Origin of the sequence: Dyadobacter sp., assembly GCF_017744695.1 — a bacterium.
Lineage (GTDB): Bacteria > Bacteroidota > Bacteroidia > Cytophagales > Spirosomataceae > Dyadobacter.
On record NZ_JAGIAS010000006.1, the window covers coordinates 399,506 to 420,415 of the forward strand.

A 20,910-nucleotide genomic window follows, 5' to 3' on the forward strand; every position below is an offset into this window, starting at 1 on the left:
AGAATTGTAGAAATGAACAGTCCAATAAGGTGCAGCGCACCGCAAGAATTGTAGAACATGAAAATCAGATATTGCAACATTGTGTGGATGTTGTTTTCGGGATTTTTCATTCCGAATGTATTTGCACAGAATTACACCGCCGACGTCACCGCCACCGACGCAGTGGGCCGCAAGCTGCCGGATCATGCCGAAGTCGGCGATTTGAAAAAGGACAAATTCGTGGGGCTTTTTTACTGGACATGGCACACGCAGCAGGCCAAAAACAATCCTCCGCTGAACGTGACAGAATACCTCGCGCGAGATCCGAAAGCTGTCCACGATTTCAAGAACCCTATCTGGCCGAAGCGCAGCAGTCCGTGGTTCTGGGCTGAGCCGTTATTTGGGTATTACATCGATACCGATGAATGGGTACTGCGCAAACACGCCGAAATGCTAGCCGACGCGGGCGTGGATATGATCATTTTTGACTGTACCAACGGCAACATTACCTGGAAGGAATCGTACATGAAGCTTTGTGAAGTATTCACGCAAGCACGAAAGGATGGTGTTAACACGCCGCAAATCGCATTCATGCTGCCATTTTGGGTGAGTGACGGCGGAAAGGAAATCATCCGTGAAATCTACCGCGACCTTTACAAGCCCGGTAAATACAAGGATCTGTGGTTTCAATGGAAAGGTAAACCGTTCATTATGGCCGATCCGGCATTTACCGAAACAATGAAAGGCCAGCCGGCTCAGCCGGAACTGGAAAAGGAAATGCGGGAATTTTTCACATTCAGGCCCGGCCAGCCGGTATATAACAAAGGCCCCGAAAAAGCCGATCATTGGGGGTGGCTGGAAATTTACCCGCAGCATGGTTTTAGAAAAAATGCCGATGGAGGTTTCGAGCAAGCCACAGTGGGTGTCGCGCAGAACTGGACCAAAGAACGGGGCCTGACCGCATTGAATGCAACCGGCTCGTTCGGGCGGAGCTACACGTATGCGAAAGGGCACATTACCGATGCCGGCGCGGTGAATTACGGGCATAATTTCCAGGAACAATGGGACCGCGCGAGGGAAATCAATCCCGAACTGATATTTGTCACAGGCTGGAATGAGTGGATCGCCGGGCGTTATGACGTATGGCAACAGCAAACCAACGCATTCCCCGACGAATTCGATCAGGAAGGCAGCCGCGACATCGAGCCGATGAAAGGCGGGCACGGGGACAATTACTATTATCAGATGGCCGCCAATATCCGGCGCTTTAAGGGCCTGCCTGCGCCACAGCGTGCCTCGGCGGCAATTACCATTAAGGTTGACGGGCAGTTTAAAGAATGGGAGCGCGTTTCGCCGACATTTAAGGCCCATAAGGGCAATACGCTTCACCGAAATAGCCCGGGCTGGGGTAGTATGGTTTACCGCAATACCACGGGACGCAACGATATTGTGCTTTCCAAAGTCGCCCGTGATCAGGACCACATTTATTTTTACGTAGAGACCGCCAAAGCGCTCAGCCCGCCCACAGACCCAGGCTGGATGCGGCTTTTTATCAATACGGATCGGGACAAGAATACCGGTTGGGAAGGCAATGACTTTGTAATCAATCGCATTAACCCGGGGCCGAAAGCCATTGTCGAAAAAACGGATGCTGCCTGGAACTGGCAAAAAGCCGGGGAAGCGGAGTATTCTGTTTCGGGGAACAAGCTGGAAATCAAAGTTCCGAAATCTGTGCTGGGCATATCGGGAGAGCCCGATTTGGAATTTAAATGGAATGATAACATGCAGAATGACGGCGACGTGATGGATTTCTGGTTGAACGGGGATACCGCGCCGGCGGGGCGGGGAAACTATCAATATAAGCCCGGAAAATAACTGAACCCTACCGAACGGAGATCGGGTAACGTGATTGTAAATCAATACATTGAGATTGAAGGTTTCAATTTTCAATGTTAAACCAAATACATCACGAACGATGAAAAAATTAAATGAAGCGGGACGAATAGTACTGAGTGCAGTTGCTTTGAGTTTAGCCGCGTACAATGCGAACGCACAGGTAGGGATCGGGACGACGTTGCCACAGGCACGATTGCATGTTCATGATGGATCGGTACTGGCCACCAGTAAAAGTATGGATCCTCAGAATCATCCGTTGTATGATCCGTCAAATCCAACGCCTATCGAATATATGGTCAAATGGTTTTACGACAAGAGTGCTTTCAGGGTTGTAAGTCAAGCTGTTGGCGGAGGCATTTTAGATCCGTTAACGACGGGCAATTTTTCGTTTGCCTCAGGATTTGAAGTTTCCGCGCAAGGTATTGCAGGAACGGCGCTGGGAATAAAAACATCGGCGAGTGGGCGGGCTTCGCTGGCGACGGGATATTTTTCGGCCGCAAGTGGTCTACAGTCGTTCGCGCACGGGACTTTTTGCACAGCTAACGGAGATCGTTCCGTTGCAATGGGTTATCAGGTTTCGACCAACCAAAAAAGCAGCTCATTCATATTCGGGGATGGCAGTGGTGTTTCACAAAATGATGCTGATAACCAGATGATGATGCGGTTTGCGGGAGGATACAAATTATATAGTAGCGCTAATGCCGGTACAGGTGTTTTCCTATCCCCTAATGGGAATGCATGGTCGATGGTTTCCGACGTCAACAAAAAAGAAAACTTTGCCCCTGTTAATGGCGAGGACTTCCTGCAAAAGATTAGCAAGATGAGCCTGACATCATGGAACTATAAAGGTCAGGATCCTAAGCAATACCGCCACTACGGACCAATGGCGCAGGATTTTTACAAAGCATTCGGACAAGACGCGTATGGCACGATCGGATCGGACACAACCATTAACCAGGCAGATTTCGACGGCGTGAACCTGATAGCCGTGCAGGCATTGATTCGAAGAATGGAAGAAATGAGTGCGGAGATTGCCACAATCAAGACTGAGTTGGCAGCGGCCCGATCCGAACAGGGAAGGAAGAAGAAACGTATACTGGCGGTTCGGAAGTAGTATCCGTGGAACTACTACATTCCGGCAAATAAACATAAAGAACCACTCGGGTATCGATCTGTGTGATTGTAGAGTAATTGGCTGACATTCGGCATTAAAATGTCAAATGTTAAACTTTTACAATCACGCACGATGAAACATTTAAAGAATGCAGGGCGCATTGCATTGGGTGCAATGGCTTTGAGTTTGATTACACACTTTTCCAAAGCCCAGGTTGGGATCGGTACCGAAACACCGCAGGCTAAGTTGCATGTACATGATGGCTCATTTTTGATTACAACGCCCCAGTTACCGGCCGAAAATGATCCATTTTACGATCCGGGAATGCCGGAACCCATGGAGTATGGTTTGTTATGGGCGCAGAGCAAAGGCGCTTTTCGATCAATAGGGCAGCGCGTAGGAGTAGCAGGGCTCGACCCGAATGGTTTTGGAGCATTTTCGTTCGCAGTGGGTTACGAAACCTTCGCTACCGGGAATAGCGCTTTTTCTTTTGGGCAACGGACATCTGCAAGCGGAATGGGCTCCTTCGCCGGTGGGTTTAGCACGAGTGCGTCAGGTAATTATTCATACGCTTATGGGAGCCAAACCCTGGCAAGCGGACACAATGCGATTGCTTTGGGAAGCGGTGCCATTGCAGACGCAACCAATTCTGTCGTCATTGGGAACGGCTCGACCAACGGCAAAACAGGCTCCTTTGTTTTGGGTTATGGAAATACACAAGTCAAGAGCGTTTCCAATTATCAAATGACAATGGCATTTACAGGTGGCTACCGATTGTATACGGATAATATGGCTACCGTCGGAGTTCTCCTTCCAGCCAATGGAAATGCCTGGCAGGTTACTTCTGACGTAAACAAGAAGGAAAACTTCGCCCCGGTCAACGGCGAGGACTTTTTGAATAAAATCGCCAGAATGAACCTCACATCCTGGAACTACAAAGGTCAGGACCCGAGGACACTCCGGCACTACGGCCCCATGGCGCAGGATTTTTTTGCGGCATTCGGGAAAGATGAATATGGCACGATCGGGACTGACACGACGATCAACCAGGCGGATTTCGATGGCATTAATCTGATTGCCATTCAGGCGTTGGCTAAGAGGACTGAGCAGTTGGAGAAGCAAAACCATGAGTTGCTGGTAGAGCTGGCGGAAATCAAGGCTCAACTGGCAACAAGCAACAGAATGCCCGGAGGAAGTAAGGAAACGGGGTTTGCAGTGAAAAAATGAATATCGGTTCACACACAAAATTTTTACAAATGAAGATCAAAACATCAATTGCGTTGGCATTGTGTTGTATATGGTCGATGCAGGTGCAATCGCAGATTGTAACAGGAAATAGTATGTATGTCAAAATCGGGACGATATTGGCGATGGACAGCCTCGTTTTGGTGCCCAGCGAAGATCTCAATCTCGGCAACAACTATTCGCTCACGGTAGAACATACCGCTGTGCCGGGTAACCCGAACGCCAGTATTAACAAGAAGTATGTTTTCAATAATCCGGTCAATTTTCACGGGAATTTGGGTATTATATACGATCCGGCCGAGTTGAATGGCAATACGGAATCCCTGTTGGAGTTGGCGAATTCATGGTCGGATGAGTCGGGGTTTGTGACGATGTCAGGCTCTGCACGTGACCTGGGTTTGCACTTTGTGTCCAAGGACGTCGCCGACCTGGACATTAAGTTGCTTACGCTCGTAAATGCTCAAAGCGCGCTGCCGGTTACGCTGGTGACATTCGATGCGGAAAAGGAAGGAAGAAGTGTGAAGTTATCGTGGAAAACGTCCTTTGAAACAAACAGCGATTTCTTTGAAATCCAGCGAAGCCATGACGCAAAAGATTGGAAGGCATTGGATCAGGTGCGGTCGGCGGGTGAAAGCAGCCGGCAATCAAGCTATGGTTATATAGATGCTAAGCCGGTTACAGGGACGGGTTACTACCGGTTGAAAATGGTTGACCGTGACGGCACTTTTGCATTCAGTCAGATCCGGAAAGTATTGTGGGACGGATCGGATCTGGTTGTCTTCCCCAACCCGGCAGGCGATCGGCTTGAAATGGGCGTAAAAGACTGGTCAAAGGTCACGAAGATCAGTGTATTGAATGCCGGCGGTAACGTTGTCAAGGAAGCCCGTGGAATAAATGGACCAAAGGAGAAATATGTTCCTTTAACCGGCTTCCAACCGGGGACTTACATTCTGCAGGTCGAATATGGTGACGGAAGCTCCGAACGTGCACATTTTGTCAAGTACTGATATTCCCCGATCCGGGCTATGGTGTTGCCGGTAACGCACACAATAGCCCGGATTCTGATTTTAATCCTAATTATCATAGTAAAATTACCGGCTTGCCGGGTTTAGTTACCAATACTTATTCAACGAAATTCCTTAACCCTGCTTTCCTTCTCGATCGTATGCCGCCATTCCGAAGTGCTTTCAGAATCGGTCTGTCATTGCTGACCGCCTGCCTGTTGTTCTATGCACAAAGTTGCAAATCTCCCAAAAAGTCTGGCCAGAATGTAACGGTGGCCAACACGCCTCAGAAAGCTGAACCGGACATTTACGCAGAACATATCCGGACGACTGGCTTCCAAACGCCGGAAGATGAACGCCTCAGTTTTGTACTCCCCGAAGGTTTCGAAGTGACCCTTTTTGCTTCCGAACCAGACATTACCAAACCGATGAACATGGAGTTCGATGATCGGGGTCGGTTGTGGGTGACGCAATCATCGGAATATCCGGTGGCAGCGGGAGAAAGTGACGGCAAGGACCGGATCACGATCCTCGAAGACAAAAACGGCGATGGCCGGGCCGATACTTTCACGCATTTCGACGATAACCTCAATATCCCGATCGGCATTATGCCTGTTGCCGACGGCGCGATCGGGTACAGCATTCCCAATCTTTATCATTTCAAAGACGCTAATAACGACGGTAAGGCCGACAGCAGGGAAGTGCTGCTTGGTGGTTTCGGGCATAAGGACACGCATGGGATGGTGAATAACCTCATGCGCGGGTACGACGGCTGGCTGCATGTGTGCCACGGTTTCTCTAATGTGTCGAACGTTGCGGGGACGGATGGCGATTCGATACGTATGACTTCCGGGAATACTTTCAGGGTGAAAATGGATGGGAGCCACGTGGAGCAGACTACCTTCGGGCGCGTGAACCCATTCGGCTACGCCTATGATGAGAAGGGCTATTTGTATTCCGTGGATTGCCATACCAAACCTATTACCCAGCTGATATTTGGCGGAGATTATCCGCATTTCGGGAAGAAGGCACCTGTCGGGCTGGGTTTTGCACCGGCGATGATGACATACGACCTAGGTTCGACCGCATTGGCAGGACTGATTTATTACACGGGAAGACAATTTCCGGCCAGGTACCGCGGCAGTTTTTTCACCGGCGATGTGGTCACCTGCCGCATCGACCGGAATACGGTTAGCTTTAATGGTTCAACACCCTCTTCAAAAAAGGAAGAGCCGCTCCTGATCAGCAAAGATCCGTGGTTCAGGCCGGTAGATATCAAAGTAGGGCCGGATGGGGCCCTTTACATTGCCGACTTTTATAACAGGATCATCGGACATTATGAAGTCGCCTTAAATCATCCAGGTCGCGACCGGGTTAGCGGGCGGATTTGGAAGGTGACTTATAAGGGCACCGAGGCACATGAAAACCTGCCGGTTACCGATTGGTCGAAAGCCCCGATAGCACAACTGTTGGAAGGGCTGAAACATCCGCAGTTGAATACACGCCTCAAAGTGGCCGACCGGCTTGTGGATACCTGGAAGGAGCGTGCTATCGTACCGGTAAAGGGCCTTTTGGGCCACGCCGATGCCGTTGCTCAGGTACATGCATTGTGGATATTACACCGGCTTGGCGCGCTCGACGACCGGCTACTGGATAATGCATTGGTAAGCACCGACCAGGCAGTGAAAATTCATGCATTGCGTATTTTGGGAGAGCGAAATGCGATCACCGATGCGCATTACCAAACGGTTACCGAAGTAATAAAATCTGATGATCCGTTTATCCGTAGAGGAGCTGCGGAGGTTTTGACGCGTTTCCCCAAGCCTGAAAATCTGGCGTTGTTGATGGATTTGTATGAAAAAACGTTGCCTGAGGACACGCATTTGCGCTATACTGCATTGCTGGGCGTTCGTAACAACCTGAAAAATACCAGCGTGATGTGGCGCGTTCCTGCGATGCGATGGACGGACAGGCAATTGGCACTGCTGAATAAAGCGCTATTGGATGAGCCGTCATCCGCGGGCGCTGCATTCGTGCTCAACTACACGCTCACGCACGAGCTGGATTCCAACGACCTTTTGAATAACCTCGAATACATTGGCCGGCTCGCAGCGCCTTACCAGATCGAGAAGGCTATTGGCCTCATCAATGCGAAGTTTGCCCATGAACCGGAAAAGCAGCTTTCGCTGTATCGTACAATTCAGGCGGGTATACGGCAAAGCGGAGCTGCGCCGAGTCCGAAAATGGTTGCCTGGGGCGAACAGTTGGCCCGTAAATTTTTGGACAATATATCGGCTGAGGCCGAAACGTGGAAAATCAGAAAAGTTGCTAAGGATGCCGATCCGGTGAATTCCTGGACTGTTTCCGAGCACTTTCTCGTAGATGTAATGCCTGCATTTCGAATTGTTTTAAGCGAAAAAGGAGGCTATGGGCCGCAATCGGCATTGTACTCGGTGCCGTTCAAGCTGCCGTCGACATTGAAAATGAATGTGTTTGATAATGATGTCCATAATCGCGCCGAGAAAAGGGGCATTTCGAAAAACTCGGTAAAAATCCGCTTAGCCGATAGCGGAAAGGTCGTGGCGGAGTATCGGGTTAATCAGGCGGAGCCTATGCAGTTCAGGGAACTGATCCGCAATGCCACATTCAATCTGGCCGGGTATGAAGGGCAAATGGGGTATATCGAGGCACTGGACAGCTCGCGCACGGGTTCGATTGGCATCGGTCAGTTTGAGCCGGCTGTCGTTACGATTCCCAAAATAGGGCCATCCACCACTTCGGAACAAAGGATTGCAGCTGCGGAAATTGCCGGAGAGTATCGTATTCAATCCCTTCAACCTGCATTGAGAAGTATTTTGCAAACCAGATGGATGGATTACACGGTAAGAAGTGCCGCTGCGGGGGCGCTGATGAACATTGATCCAAAAGGAAATACGGATGTGCTTTCGGATGTGTTCAACGATCCGGCGGAGCTGCCGACCCTGCGAGAGAAACTTGCCGTGGCCCTCGGGCAGGCAGCGTCTCCGTCGGTTTACGAAATATTGAAAAAGCAACTGGCAACTGGCGCACGTAATCTTCAGATCGTAATTGCGACCGTACTGGCCAATACTTCGGAAGGTATAGGCTATTTGTTGAATGCATTCAAAGACGAGGAGCTTGGGGCCGATATCGCCACCGAGGTGCCGGTGCAGGAACGGCTTACCAACAATGCGGACGCTTCGCAGCAAACCCAAATGAGGCAGCTGCTTACATCGGGGGCATCTGAGCGGGAAGAACGTCAGAAGCTGATCGATGCACGCATTGCGAATTTCAAACCGGCTGCTACGTTTTCAGACGCAGGAAAGGTCATTTTTGTACAGAATTGCAGCGGTTGCCACCAGATACAGGGCTCGGGAGGGCTCGTTGGACCGCAACTTGACGGCATCGGGAACTGGGGCCATAAGGCATTAACCCAAAAAATCCTTGACCCCAACAGGAATATAACTGAGGCGTTTCGTACTTATAATATCACATTGAAAAATGAAAAGACCCTCACGGGCTTGTACCGCAGGACCGAAGGCGAGACGATTGTGTTCGCGGACATGACAGGACAGGAGTTTTCGGTGGCAAAAGGCGATATGAAAGAATACCGGGCGTCCAAGTACACTTTAATGCCCGACCAGTTCCGCAATATCATTCCTGAAAAGGACTTTTATGCATTGCTCGACTACCTGTTGGGGGTAAAATGATATTTGAGTATTAATCCTAACCCATAAATCCGATGCTGTTAACCGGAAGAGTTTTGAAGTGGTTTTGTTTGATCAATATAGTTGCTTTCGCATGGACGAATGCGTCGGCACAGAAGAAAGGAAAGAGCGGAGCGGCTCTTGTATTTAAAAAAACAGAGCTCACCAAGCGATTCATTGCGGAAGGTGCCGCCATGGGCGATGTAAACAAGGATGGCAAAAAGGATATTCTTTCCGGGGCCTATTGGTTCGAAGCGCCGGACTGGAAGGAACACGAACTCGCCAAGCCGCAAGAATTTATCGTGAATGGCAGTTACAGCGATTCTTTCCTGGATTTCGCCATGGATGTGAACCAGGATGGCTGGATAGATCTTATTCGCATTGATTGGCCGGGAAAGGCTGCTGCCTGGCACGAGAACCCACAAAACAAACCGGGACATTGGCCGGTGCATACCATTTATTCTTCGGTAGGGAATGAGTCGCCGCAGTTGGTGGATATCGATGGGGACGGCCGGTTGGATCTACTTTGCAATGATCCGACGGGTAAGAAAGTGATTTGGTTGAAATGCCCTTCCAAAAAAGGCGAAACGACCTGGGAGAAATATGTGATCAGTAACGATCCCAACAATTCCACGCATATGTACACGCACGGGATCGGCTATGGCGATATTAATGGTGATGGCCGTAAGGATGTGCTCGTGCGAAGCGGATGGTGGGAAGGACCGGCGGAAGGGCCTGCCAAATACCCCAAGGACAAGGACTGGAAGTTCCATCCGGCTGATCTGGGACAGGATTGTTCACAAATGTATGTCTTGGATTTGAATGGCGACGGCCTGAACGACGTGTTGAGCGCTTCTGCGCATAACTACGGCATCTGGTGGCACGAGCAGCGGAAGGAAGGCAATGAAACGGTCTGGATCCATCACGATATCGATAAAACCATTTCGCAGACGCACGGCCTCGCGCTGAAAGACATGAATGGCGACGGACACCCCGATTTTGTAACAGGCAAACGCTATTTCGCGCATAATGGAAACGACCCCGGCGAGTTCGAGCCGGCATTTATATCATGGTTTGAATATAAGCCCGGTAAAGTCCCCACCTGGATCAGGCATGATATTGATGATAATTCGGGGGTAGGCTTGCACGTGACTGTCGAGGACCTGAATGGCGACGGCTTGCTCGACATCGTTACCGGCAACAAAAAAGGCGTACGCATCTTTACACAACAAAAAGGGAAGTAAGCTCGGATGAAGTTTGGCATCAATACCTACCTGTTTTCTTCACCATTCACGAACGAAAGCGTGTCATTTTTCCCGCAGTTCAGGGAATGGGGCTTTGATTTTGTTGAAATAGCTTTGGAAGACCCGGCGGACATCGATCCGGATTTTGTCCGGAAGGCATTAGACGATAGCGGGCTTGCATGCAGGTCTGTATGCGCGGCTACCGGCCCGGGGCGTGACCTGCGCGGAACGCGCAAGGACCAGGTGACGGCCATCGAATATGTGGAAGCACTTATCCGCATTGCGCCGGTGTTGGGAAGTAAGTTGGTGGCCGGACCTATTTATTCTGCGGTAGGCCGTGCGGAACTGGTGCCTGATGATCAAAAGCGTAAACAGTGGGACCTGGTTGCGGATAACCTGAAAGTACTGGCAGATTTTGCCTTAAAGCACGATGTAAAGCTGGCAATTGAGCCGCTGAACCGATACGAGACTGATTTTATCAACACCTGTGAGCAGGCGTTGCGAATGATCGAGACAGTAGGTAGCGATGCATTGCAGGTACACCTCGATACTTTTCACATGAACCTGGAAGAAAAGGACCCGGCGCTCGCTATCCGGAAGGCGGGAAGCAAGCTTGGCCTGCTGCATGCGTCCGGCAGCGATCGCGGTACACCCGGTGGTGATCAGATCAACTGGGACCGCATTTTCGCTGCGCTGGACCATATCCACTATCAAGGCGACATCGTTATCGAATCGTTCACACCGGATGTGAAGGTGATTGCCAAAGCGGCTTCCATCTGGCGACAAGTAGAGCCCTCACGCGAAGCGATCGCGGTCGAAGGTTTGCAATTTCTGCGGTCGCTGGCGTTTTGAGCCGGATGATTTTCAATCGGTTCTTTTGTTATATCGTTAGCATTCGTTGTGGGAATGGGCAGCGGGATTTGGTAATATTGTAAAAACGAACTGGCTCATGATCACAAGTTTTGACGAACTGGACCTTACCAAGCAGTATACTTACGCTGATTACCTGAAATGGCAATTTCAGGAACGTTTGGAGTTGATTAAGGGGTATATTTATAAGATGTCGCCTGCGCCGTCACGGCGGCATCAGGACATTGTCTGGAACTTGAACGTAGCTATTGGGAACCATATTAAGGGGTATCCTTGCAAAGCTTATTCTGCACCATTTGATGTAAGGCTACCGATCAAAGACAAAAAGAGCAATCAAGAAATCACAACGGTTTTGCAGCCGGACATTTGTGTGATATGTGATTTGACGAAACTAGATGATAGGGGATGCCTTGGAGCGCCCGATCTTGTAATTGAAGTTCTTTCTCCTGGCAATACGCAGAGAGAAATGAGCCAAAAATTTAATGCGTATGAAGAAAGCGGCGTTCGGGAGTATTGGGTAGTGTATCCTGAATATGGACATGTCAATATCTTTTTGCTTGACGGAGACAGGAGATTTGTGGGACAACATCCGAAAGTAAACGGTGAGATATTACGATCGGTTGTGTTTCCGGATCTGGAAATTAATCTCTCTGAAGTATTTGTAGATTAAAACAGAAAGCCCCGGCACCGGCCGGGGCTTTAATGTTTCTATATTAACCTAAAATCAAGCAGTCACTTCCTCTTCCAAATGCGGGGCGCTCAAATGCAGCACTTCGGTAGTCCAGGCACGGGTTTTCGCGGCCAAGTCTTTTTCTTTGGAAAGTGATTTGCCGAATGAAGGAATGATCTTCTTGAATTCGCGCTGCCATTCCGGAGATTTAGCTTCGGCGAAACATTTGTGAATCAATTCCAGCATGATCGATACGGCGGTCGAAGCGCCGGGAGACGCGCCCAGCAACGCAGCCAATGAACCGTCTGCGGCAGTTACCATTTCGGTACCGAATTCAAGTACACCACCTGCTTTTTTATCTTTTTTGATCACCTGAACACGCTGGCCGGCCGTTTCGAGATTCCAATCTTCCAGTTTCGCTTCCGGGAAATAGTCTTTCAGCGCTTCCAACCGGTCTTGCGGCGATTGCCGAACCTGGTCGATCAGGTATTTGGTGAGCGGAATGTTGTGCAGTCCCGCCGCCAGCATTGGTTTGATATTGTTCAGTTTAATAGAAAGCGGAAGGTCCAGGTAGGAACCGTTTTTCAAAAACTTGGTTGAAAACCCGGCATATGGCCCGAAAAGCAATGCCTTTTTACCGTCGATAATGCGGGTATCGAGGTGAGGAACAGACATCGGTGGTGAGCCCACGGAAGCCTTGCCATACACTTTCGCCTGGTGTTTTTCGACGATTTCCGGTTTGTTACATACCAGCCATTGTCCGCTGACGGGGAAACCTCCGAACCCTTTACCTTCGGGGATATTCGATTTTTCGAGCAATGGCAACGAGCCGCCTCCTGCGCCGATGAATACGAACTTTGCATTGACCTTACTTTCTTTTTTTGTGGCGCGGTCCTTCACCTCGATGAGCCAGGAGTTATCCTTCTTGCGAGAAAGATCATCAACCTCGTAGTTGAGGAAGAGATTCACGCCATCCTGCTTTTCGAGGTAGTTGAACATGGCTTTGGTCAGCGCGCCAAAGTTGACGTCCGTACCAAGTTCCATGCGGGTTGCAGCGACCTTTTCATCAGCGTTCCTGCCGTTCATGACCAGCGGTATCCAGCTTTCGATCGTATCCTTGTCCTCGGTATATTCCATTCCGTGGAACAAATGGTGGCTGGTTAGCGCTTTGTAGCGCTTGCGGAGATACTCCACGTTTTCCTCGCCCCAAACAAAGCTCAAATGAGGAATATTGTGGATAAATTCGTCAGGTGAATCAATCACGCCATTTTCAACCAGGTACGCCCAGAACTCCTTCGATACTTCGAATGACTCGGCGATTTTGACGGCCTTTTTGGTTTCGATGGAGCCGTCGGCCAGCTGTGGCGTGTAGTTCAATTCGCAGAAAGCGGAATGGCCGGTACCGGCGTTATTCCACGGATCTGAGCTCTCCGCGGTTACGCGGTCAAGACGTTCGAAAACCGAGATGGTAATGGATGGATTAAGCTTTTTCAGTAGAACCCCGAGCGTAGCGCTCATAATGCCTGCCCCAATCAAAACCACGTCAGGTGAGCTCGTTTTTGAAGACTTCTTGGTATTCATCACGAAAAAAAGAAATATGGTAAGAAGGCCTAAGCCCGGAAAAGTACAAATCACTGTCAGGTAACAATCGTCCTAACAATATTTGTTTCGAAAATAGTATAATTTCAAAAATAAAAGTTATGGCGATCTGTAAGTTCTTGGCAGGGGGCAATTAAAACTTTCTTTGTTGCAAAAGTGGGGCGGGGTAAAAGAAAAAGGCGACCCTAAGATCGCCCTTTCTTTGGATGGGATAATTACTTAACGTCGGCTTGCAAAATATCCGATTCTTTTATTCCGAAGGTTGATACAACTTCCTCGTAATTCTTCATATCTACCTCGGCATTTAGTCTTAGTTTTTCGGCAGGAATGATCACCGCACGAATAGCTTCAAAATCGCGCTCAGGAGCTGTATCCTGTTGTTCCGACCAACTCTGGGGTCTGATGTCGACGAAGAATGTGTTGTTTCTGAGAAGTGTTACGAACGTGAAATTTGTCCATTTATCATCAGCGAAACGGACAATTCCCGGTTGAGACCACCACACTCCCTGACTCTTAATGAAAACGACTACTACGCTTTTGTTAATCAACGCGGTATCTGCTGCCGACAGATTCGATTTACCGAGGGTATATCCTCCTTTCGTGCTTTTCACCGCCGTTGCAACGATCTCTTTGGCCCCTACACCGTCCTTACCGTCTTCGCCGTCCGCACCATCTTTACCGGGGGCTCCTGTTTCGCCTTTAGGACCTGCCGGGCCCGCTGGTCCGACGTCACCTTTGTCGCCGTCGCAACTTGCAATCAGACCGATTAATGCTATCCAAGCGATAAAAGTCAGCCTTCTAATCATAATTGTATGAGTTTAGTTTATAAGTGAGAAAGAATTTTTAAGCAAATAAAGCACGAATTAACTCGGATAACAATGATTAAAAAGATACACTTTATTAACGGTAGATCATTGGGGTATTGCCGAGCGATAAATAAGACTAAAAAATTGTACCAGCGAAGCCACATTTTGCGTTGTACGATCGTGCGCGACAAGTAACCGTTGAAATTTTTTGCGGCTAAAAACATAATAGGCGGGAGATAAGCAGGTTACTACACTTTGATAATTATATTTGCTGCAGTATTAAAGATATTGTAGCTTTAATATGGTACAAATCGCGAATATCCTGATTCTGACACATCTAGAAGAAGGAGAATAAATCACACATAATAATTTAAACAGGACTTTATGAGCACAAAAAAGTTTACTACTCTTTTTTTCATTGCCGCCTCACTACTAATTCAACTGAATGGATTTGCGCAGACGCCCTGGAGTGGGAAGTACGGAAATGAATGGTTAAATGGAAAGTATGGTCAGACATGGGTGAAAATTGCCGTGTCCAAGGCGGGACTATACAAGGTAACGTTGCCGGACGCATTCAAGAACAAGCCGAATTTCCTCCACCTTTACCACCGGGGAGAAGAGGTTACCTTGGTAAGCGCTTCCAATACGGAGATCGAATTTTATGGCGTTCCAAACGACGGCTCTACCGATGAGTTGCTCTATCGTTTGCCGACAACGAGAAAGAATACTTATTTCAGCACGTATTCAGACGAAAGCTCTTACTTCCTGACATTTGATTCCAATGCTCGACCGGTTGCAACGAGCGAGACGCTTTCGCCGGATCAGGGATTACCGAAGCAGGGATTTCACAAATTTACTTTTTTGAAGAAGTTCGTGATCGAGAATTCGCACATGACTTCTTATCCTACACGACCAGCTACTCTGAACAGCTATTTTGAAGAAGGAAAAGCGGGAACCGGCACAAGAATTGCGAACAATCAGGCTGTGCGTACAACGAACGCGAAACCGGCGGTTTTTACGAACACTTATGTGGCGGAGCCTTTCGCTTTTCAAATCAAATCGAAGTACGGATCGAATGCTCCGGAAGTCAATGTACACTTCAAAGGTCGAGGATATCAATTCAGTGCCAATCCAATCATAGAGACGAGCGTCGGTAAAGATGCCGGCACTTTGCGTGTAGTAGGCACCACTGGTGTTACAGGCTTTCTCGACGCGGATTATCCTTTCACACTGCAGGATAACGATTATGCAAACGGAGCAGGATTGCTGGGCTTCCGGGCGACTGGCGCGGCGACGGACGGTTTCTCGGTTTCGTATTATACTGTGACTTACGACCAGAACATCGACATGCAGACGTTAACCTCTTACGAGTTTAATTTCCCTGCAGCGTCTGGTAATACACGTTTTACGATTCTCAATCCACCGGCAACAGGGACATTGCGGCTTATCGATGTTTCCAACACTCACAGCCCTAGGATCATTAATGGCTCCGCGGCTGATTTGATGGTATCCAGAAATGGAGGTGCTATGAAACTGTTTGCGGGGACCGAAGTTCTGACCGGTACGCCTACTGCTGTCTCATTCCAGCAAATTAATCCGGCAGCATTCGATTATCTGATCCTGACTGCGGACACGCTGCTTAGTTCTGCAAATGAATATGCGACTTACCGGCAGACCGAATCTCCTGGTAAAAAGTATAAGCCGTTGGTTACGAGGATTAAAGATGTATACAACCAATTTAACTATGGAGAGCCGAGTCCTGTTGCAATCAGAAGATTCGTGGATTACATGGTTTCTGATAGCAACACGGATAAATTCCTGTTGTTACTTGGACGATCGGTGACCTACTATGAACGAAGCGTTCGTGAAATTCCGGACGAAATACCGACAATAGGCTTTCCAGGGTCGGACATGTTGCTGGCAGATGGATTGGGCGGCGCTCCCGATGACGTTCCTGTAATCCCGGTCGGAAGGATTTCAGCGATTACGAACCAGCAGGTGAAAGACTATCTCCAAAAGATCAGGACTTACGAAAAACAAAAAGACCTGGCCTGGCGAAAAAATGTAGTACATATCAACGGCGGAAAAACGTTGGACGAAGTTAATGCGTTTGCCAAGTATTTGTCAGATATCAGCGGTCCGATTTTCGCTGCCCCTTTCAAGGGTGACACGATTCAAAGAAAGAAATTCCCCATAAGTTCTGCGACAGTTCCTACGACGATTTCGGCCGATCTGAATGGAGTAGGAGCTGGTATGGTCACCTATTTTGGTCATGGAAACGTTGATGCCACTGACTTCGATTTCGGTTATGCTACGGATCCCGCAAAGGGTTATGCAAATACGGATAGGTACCCTGTGTTGTTCTACAACGGATGTGGTGTGAATAACATTTATAGCAACAGGTTTTCGCCATTTAGCGGAGCGGTTCCACCTAACTATCCAACTTCTTCAGGGAAAAGACCATTGTCGCTCGACTGGCTTCTGGCTCCTAACGCGGGCGCGATTGTAGTATTTGGAAATGACTGGGATGCTTACGCTTCTACATCCAACGAGTATCTTGATCGCCTGTATCCGAAAATTTTTGGTCAGGACGATGCAAATCGAGGTACTATCGGACAAATTCTGCGTACAGTAGCGCTGGAAACCAAAACTGCAAAAGGGTATACCTATAATCCGGCACAAAATGCGCGCGTTGCCTCCTACTATGACGCGGACAGAGCGAATGTTCACCAAGTTATTCTTCAGGGCGACCCTGCGTTGCGCATCTTGATAAACGAAGGGCCAATGCCTGTTAGCCTTGTCTCATTTGATGCAAAGGCGGCAGGAAGCGATAAGGTGAATGTTACCTGGGTTACCGCATCAGAAAAAAATAATAGCCATTTTGTAATCGAAAGAAGCTACAATGCAAAAAACTTCGTGGAGATTGGCTCGGTAGAAGGAAAAGGAGACAGCGATGTGGCGACTTCATATGAATTTGCGGACCGGAACCCACTCGCAGGAACAAATTATTACCGTCTGAAGCAGGTTGACCGCGCCACCACGGTGAATGGCCAAATAGTTGAAGGCGAAATTACCTATTCAAGAATTGTATCTGTAACAAGAGAAGGTACTTCTGCCTTGGTAGCGTGGCCAAACCCGACCCTTGGCAAGGTGGATTTGAAATTGAATGTGCCAACCAAGATCAAAAGCTGGGATGTTATGGACCAGAAAGGCATATTCTATCAGAGAGAAGGAACCGGGACAGAGGTAAACCTGGAAAACCTACCGTCAGGCGAGTACATCATTAAGATTTCGACCGAAAATGATGACGTATACCTGCGTAAGGTTTTGAAAAAATAAACGGAAGTTAAAACGAGTATCAGTAAGGGAAGAACGAAAGGCCAGTATGTTCCACACAGAATTGAAGACGAGGATAGCTATTACAGCAATATTGTTTTTGCAATGTTTTAAAGTATTAGCTCAATGGGGGGCGCCATATGCCAACAGTTGGATTCCTTACAATAAACCGTTTGTCAAAGTAACGATAGCGCAGAAGGGGGTTTATAAAATCCCCTTCACTTCGCTCCCTGCAGGGTTCTCCACAAATGAGCCGGAAAAACTCCAGTTGTGGCATCGTGGAAAGCAGATCGCTCTCCTAAGCGCCTCCAAAAGTGAAATATCGTTCTACGCAGTGCCTAACGACGGCCAGACGGATTCGCTGTTTTACCGGCCCATGAGTGCGCGTAAGAACCCATATTTCAGTTTTTATTCCGACCAGAGCTCATATTTTCTGATCAATGGCGATACGGCCGGCTTGCGTGCCGAAACGCAGAATGTAGGCAACGACCCTGCATCAACACTGCTGACGGAAGCAACAGCAGCGGCGGCGAATGTCTTCTTACAGGAATATTCGTTAAGTACTGAGTTCCCGATTCGCCCCAACTTCTTCAACAGTTTCTTCGAGCTCTCGGCAAGCAAGACCGGTAAAGTACAGCTTGGCCAGAAACAGGTGCCATATGCATTTACGCTTACCAGCCTTGGTAAGGAAGGTGCTGAAAAAGCAACATTGAAGTTGCTTGTGCACGGGCGTAGCAACAACTCCAGGAATATTGAGATTTACATCGGAAAAACCGATCAATCGTTGAGACTGGTACAAACCGTAAGCAATGCGGGATTTGCTGGCACAGAAACTTCTTTCGAATTGAAAGCCGGGGACGTTGGTGCTGATGGAAAAGGAGTTTTGGCTTTGAAATCGGTTAGCGCAGACGCGCTTGACCGGTTCTCTCCAGCTTACTTCACTATTTCCTATGCACGTGATCTGGATATGGCAGGACTGAAAACGCTCCAATTTGCGGTTCCTGCAACGACTTCCAAAACCTCTCGTATTGGTTTAAAAAATGGAGCAGTCGGTGCGCGAATTCTGGACATTACGAACGAGGATAAACCGGTCATTATTTCAGGAAACCTGACCGATTTCACTTTTAACCGTCAGGCAGGTAAGGTAGCTAATCTGCTCGTTACCTCCGACGTTACCACGGTAGCAGCAGCTAATATCAGCTCTGGGAAGTTTACCAAAATTGATCTCGCTGCCGCAAATTACGTCATCATCACAAGCGAAAACCTGCTAGACGGAGCCAAGCTATATGCCGATTATCGGGCCAGCGCCGCCGGAGGCAATTACAAGACGCTGGTAGTAAGCATTAAAGATATTTACAATCAGTTCAACTATGGTGAGCCCAGCCCGGTTGGTATCCGTAGATTCGTGGACTTCATGCTTACACAGGGAAACAGAGATAAGCAACTTTTACTTATTGGCAAGTCGATTACCCACAACGAAAGAATGAAGCGCGAGCTTCCGGATGAGGTTCCGACAGTTGGGTACCCTGGCTCCGATGTGTTGCTCGTAGAAGGACTTGGCGGCACACCGGCTAATGTTCCAAGTGTGCCAATAGGCAGAATTCCGGCTGTTACCAATGATAATATCAAGGACTATCTTCAGAAAGTGAAAGATTATGAGTCCAATGCATTTGGTGATTTAGGATGGAGGAAGAAAATTCTGCATTTGAATGGAGGTAAGTCAATTTCGGAGATTACCCAACTTAAGAACATGCTGGGAAATCTGGTGCCGGTTGTGAAGAATGGCCAGGTTGGCGGGCAAGTTACCGCATTTGTCAAGCAGCAGGGAATTATTGAGGTTGAGAAGGTAAATATAACTCCCGAAGTTAACGCCGGTGTTGGCTTGATTACCTATTTCGGGCACGGTTCAACAACAGTTACCGACCTTGACATGGGTTATGCTACCGACGAAGCCAGAGCGTACAACAATGCATTGAGATATCCGATGATGTATTTCAATGGCTGTGGTGTAGGGAATATTTTCAGCGGCAGGTTTAACCCGGTAGCTAACACAAGTGACCGGTACTCGCTGTCGATGGACTGGTTATTGGCGGCAAGGCGGGGAGCGATCGTCGTGGTGGCCAACTCGTTTGAGAGTTTTGTAAGTCCTTCCGAAGATTACCTTAGCCAGTTGTATCAGGACCTGTTTAATAACCCGGAGATGGTCAATCAAACAATTGGAAAAATTCAGGTGGCCGTCGCCAAAAAAATAGCCAACGAGGACAAGGGAGTATATGCTACTGCTAACATTCACCAATCGCTGCTGCAAGGCGATCCGGCGCTTAGATTGATTACGATAGATAAGCCCGACTATGCAATTGATCCGGAGGAAGGTATTTCAATACATTCAGAATTCGGGGATAAAACAATCGGGAATTCCGCCAATTTGAAGTTGCGAGCCATTCTGTCTAACAAAGGCAGGTTCCTGAAAGGAAGTAATGTCCCTGTGGAGATTTCGTATCGTTACAAGGAAGGTAATGTTACCAAAACGGAGTCAGTTCAGGCTTTTGGCTATTCCGATACGGTTGAAGTGACTTTTGCGAATGACAAAATTCTCCAGAGCGTTCAGGTAGTAATCGATCCGAAGATCACATTGTCGGAGATGACTCGTAAAAACAATGTTGCAGAATTGCTTATAGACTGGGACCATGCAAAAGATGAGAAAGTATATCCTGCGACCGCAATCAAAGACATTGTTCCGCCAGTGTTGAGTGTAAATTTCAACGGCAGGCAGCTGGAAAATAACGAGGTGATCAGGCCTAATCCGAGAATTACGGTCAATCTCGAAGACGACAGACTGATTATAGCTGATACCAGCCTGATAGAAGTGTTTTTGAAAGCTTGTCAGGATGAAAGCTGCAAGTTCAAAAAGCTCTATTTCTCGGATCGTAACCTGACTATCAACTCTGTAAGTAGTCATGCAATTCGCTTAAATTATGTATCGACAGAGTTGGTCGCAGGCAAATACGAGCTGTTGGTTAATGGAAGGGATGCGTCGGGGAATGCAACTGCTCAGCCGTATCAACTGTTCTTCGAAATTAGTGACAGCAATATTGCGGGCGTAGAAGTTGTAGCCAGCCCGAACCCAGCATTCTCTTATTTGCGGTTTGAAGCCAGAATGGGAAGCTTTGGAACGGAAAGGGCGTCGATAAAATCCCTTCTTTTTGATAGGAATGGAAATCAGGTTTTTGAAAAAGTGATCGATATCGATGTTACCGAGAAGTTCACTTGGTATATGCCGGTTGATTCTCTCAGTTCAGGCCTGTATGTTTATAAGGTTAAAATTACCCCGAAAAACGGTTTCGGTGGCGAGCTTGAGAAGACAGGACGAGTGGTCATTATCCGATAGGAACGAGGAGCAAGATAGAAGAATATCGAGCCGC

At 48.3% G+C, this 20,910-nt stretch carries 12 protein-coding genes; 10 read left to right on the forward strand and 2 right to left on the reverse strand.

The features are described from left to right. Window positions 1-57 precede the first annotated feature (57 nt). The 8 genes from J7619_RS22410 to J7619_RS22445 all read left to right on the forward strand — a co-directional run bounded on the left by J7619_RS22410 (window position 58) and on the right by J7619_RS22445 (window position 11,747). Entirely contained in the window at window positions 58-1,854 is a 1,797-nt protein-coding gene (locus tag J7619_RS22410) for a hypothetical protein (protein ID WP_291203959.1), read from the forward strand. Between the two features lie 100 nt (window positions 1,855-1,954). Next, entirely contained in the window at window positions 1,955-2,989 is a 1,035-nt protein-coding gene (locus tag J7619_RS22415; RefSeq protein ID WP_291203961.1) for a tail fiber domain-containing protein, read from the forward strand. A 132-nt stretch (window positions 2,990-3,121) separates the two neighbouring features. Beyond that, window positions 3,122-4,216: a tail fiber domain-containing protein gene (locus J7619_RS22420; RefSeq protein ID WP_291203963.1), complete on the forward strand. Its 1,095-nt coding sequence runs from the start codon at window positions 3,122-3,124 to the stop codon at window positions 4,214-4,216. 29 nt (window positions 4,217-4,245) lie between these two features. After that, on the forward strand, window positions 4,246-5,241 hold the full coding sequence (locus J7619_RS22425; protein ID WP_291203966.1) for a T9SS type A sorting domain-containing protein: 996 nt from the start codon (window positions 4,246-4,248) through the stop codon (window positions 5,239-5,241). Between the two features lie 158 nt (window positions 5,242-5,399). Continuing rightward, window positions 5,400-8,966 carry a PVC-type heme-binding CxxCH protein gene (locus J7619_RS22430; protein ID WP_291203969.1) on the forward strand — a complete coding sequence of 1,189 codons (3,567 nt, stop codon included), beginning with the start codon at window positions 5,400-5,402 and terminating at the stop codon, window positions 8,964-8,966. Window positions 8,967-9,019: 53 nt separating this feature from the next. Continuing rightward, a complete protein-coding gene (locus J7619_RS22435; protein WP_291203971.1) occupies window positions 9,020-10,207 on the forward strand; it encodes a VCBS repeat-containing protein in 1,188 nt (395 codons plus the stop codon). Between the two features lie 6 nt (window positions 10,208-10,213). Beyond that, a complete protein-coding gene (locus tag J7619_RS22440) occupies window positions 10,214-11,059 on the forward strand; it encodes a sugar phosphate isomerase/epimerase (RefSeq protein WP_291203974.1) in 846 nt (281 codons plus the stop codon). Window positions 11,060-11,156: 97 nt separating this feature from the next. Then, complete coding sequence (locus tag J7619_RS22445) at window positions 11,157-11,747, forward strand: Uma2 family endonuclease (protein ID WP_291203977.1); 591 nt, start codon at window positions 11,157-11,159, stop codon at window positions 11,745-11,747. A 54-nt stretch (window positions 11,748-11,801) separates the two neighbouring features. On the opposite strand, the gene J7619_RS22450 is transcribed toward J7619_RS22445, so the two are convergent. Both J7619_RS22450 and J7619_RS22455 read right to left on the reverse strand, forming a co-directional pair. Further along, a complete protein-coding gene (locus J7619_RS22450) occupies window positions 11,802-13,331 on the reverse strand; it encodes a malate:quinone oxidoreductase (RefSeq protein ID WP_291203980.1) in 1,530 nt (509 codons plus the stop codon). Window positions 13,332-13,561: 230 nt separating this feature from the next. Continuing rightward, window positions 13,562-14,152: a hypothetical protein gene (locus tag J7619_RS22455; RefSeq protein WP_291203982.1), complete on the reverse strand. Its 591-nt coding sequence runs from the start codon at window positions 14,150-14,152 to the stop codon at window positions 13,562-13,564. A gap of 384 nt (window positions 14,153-14,536) precedes the next feature. On the opposite strand from J7619_RS22455, the gene J7619_RS22460 reads away from it, so the two are divergent. Next, window positions 14,537-17,491: a C25 family cysteine peptidase gene (locus tag J7619_RS22460; RefSeq protein ID WP_291203985.1), complete on the forward strand. Its 2,955-nt coding sequence runs from the start codon at window positions 14,537-14,539 to the stop codon at window positions 17,489-17,491. Between the two features lie 265 nt (window positions 17,492-17,756). Then, window positions 17,757-20,876, forward strand: coding sequence for a C25 family cysteine peptidase (locus tag J7619_RS22465; RefSeq protein ID WP_291203987.1), 3,120 nt, complete (start codon window positions 17,757-17,759; stop codon window positions 20,874-20,876). Window positions 20,877-20,910 lie beyond the last annotated feature (34 nt).

What these genes read in the sequence shown, in the direction of transcription:
- J7619_RS22430 (WP_291203969.1), top strand. Translation starts at nt 5,400, where the DNA reads ATGCCGCCATTCCGAAGTGCTTTCAGAATCGGTCTGTCATTGCTGACC.
- J7619_RS22445 (WP_291203977.1), top strand. Translation starts at nt 11,157, where the DNA reads ATGATCACAAGTTTTGACGAACTGGACCTTACCAAGCAGTATACTTAC.
- J7619_RS22415 (WP_291203961.1), top strand. Translation starts at nt 1,955, where the DNA reads ATGAAAAAATTAAATGAAGCGGGACGAATAGTACTGAGTGCAGTTGCT.
- J7619_RS22425 (WP_291203966.1), top strand. Translation starts at nt 4,246, where the DNA reads ATGAAGATCAAAACATCAATTGCGTTGGCATTGTGTTGTATATGGTCG.
- J7619_RS22460 (WP_291203985.1), top strand. Translation starts at nt 14,537, where the DNA reads ATGAGCACAAAAAAGTTTACTACTCTTTTTTTCATTGCCGCCTCACTA.
- J7619_RS22455 (WP_291203982.1), bottom strand. Translation starts at nt 14,152, where the DNA reads ATGATTAGAAGGCTGACTTTTATCGCTTGGATAGCATTAATCGGTCTG.
- J7619_RS22410 (WP_291203959.1), top strand. Translation starts at nt 58, where the DNA reads ATGAAAATCAGATATTGCAACATTGTGTGGATGTTGTTTTCGGGATTT.
- J7619_RS22420 (WP_291203963.1), top strand. Translation starts at nt 3,122, where the DNA reads ATGAAACATTTAAAGAATGCAGGGCGCATTGCATTGGGTGCAATGGCT.
- J7619_RS22440 (WP_291203974.1), top strand. Translation starts at nt 10,214, where the DNA reads ATGAAGTTTGGCATCAATACCTACCTGTTTTCTTCACCATTCACGAAC.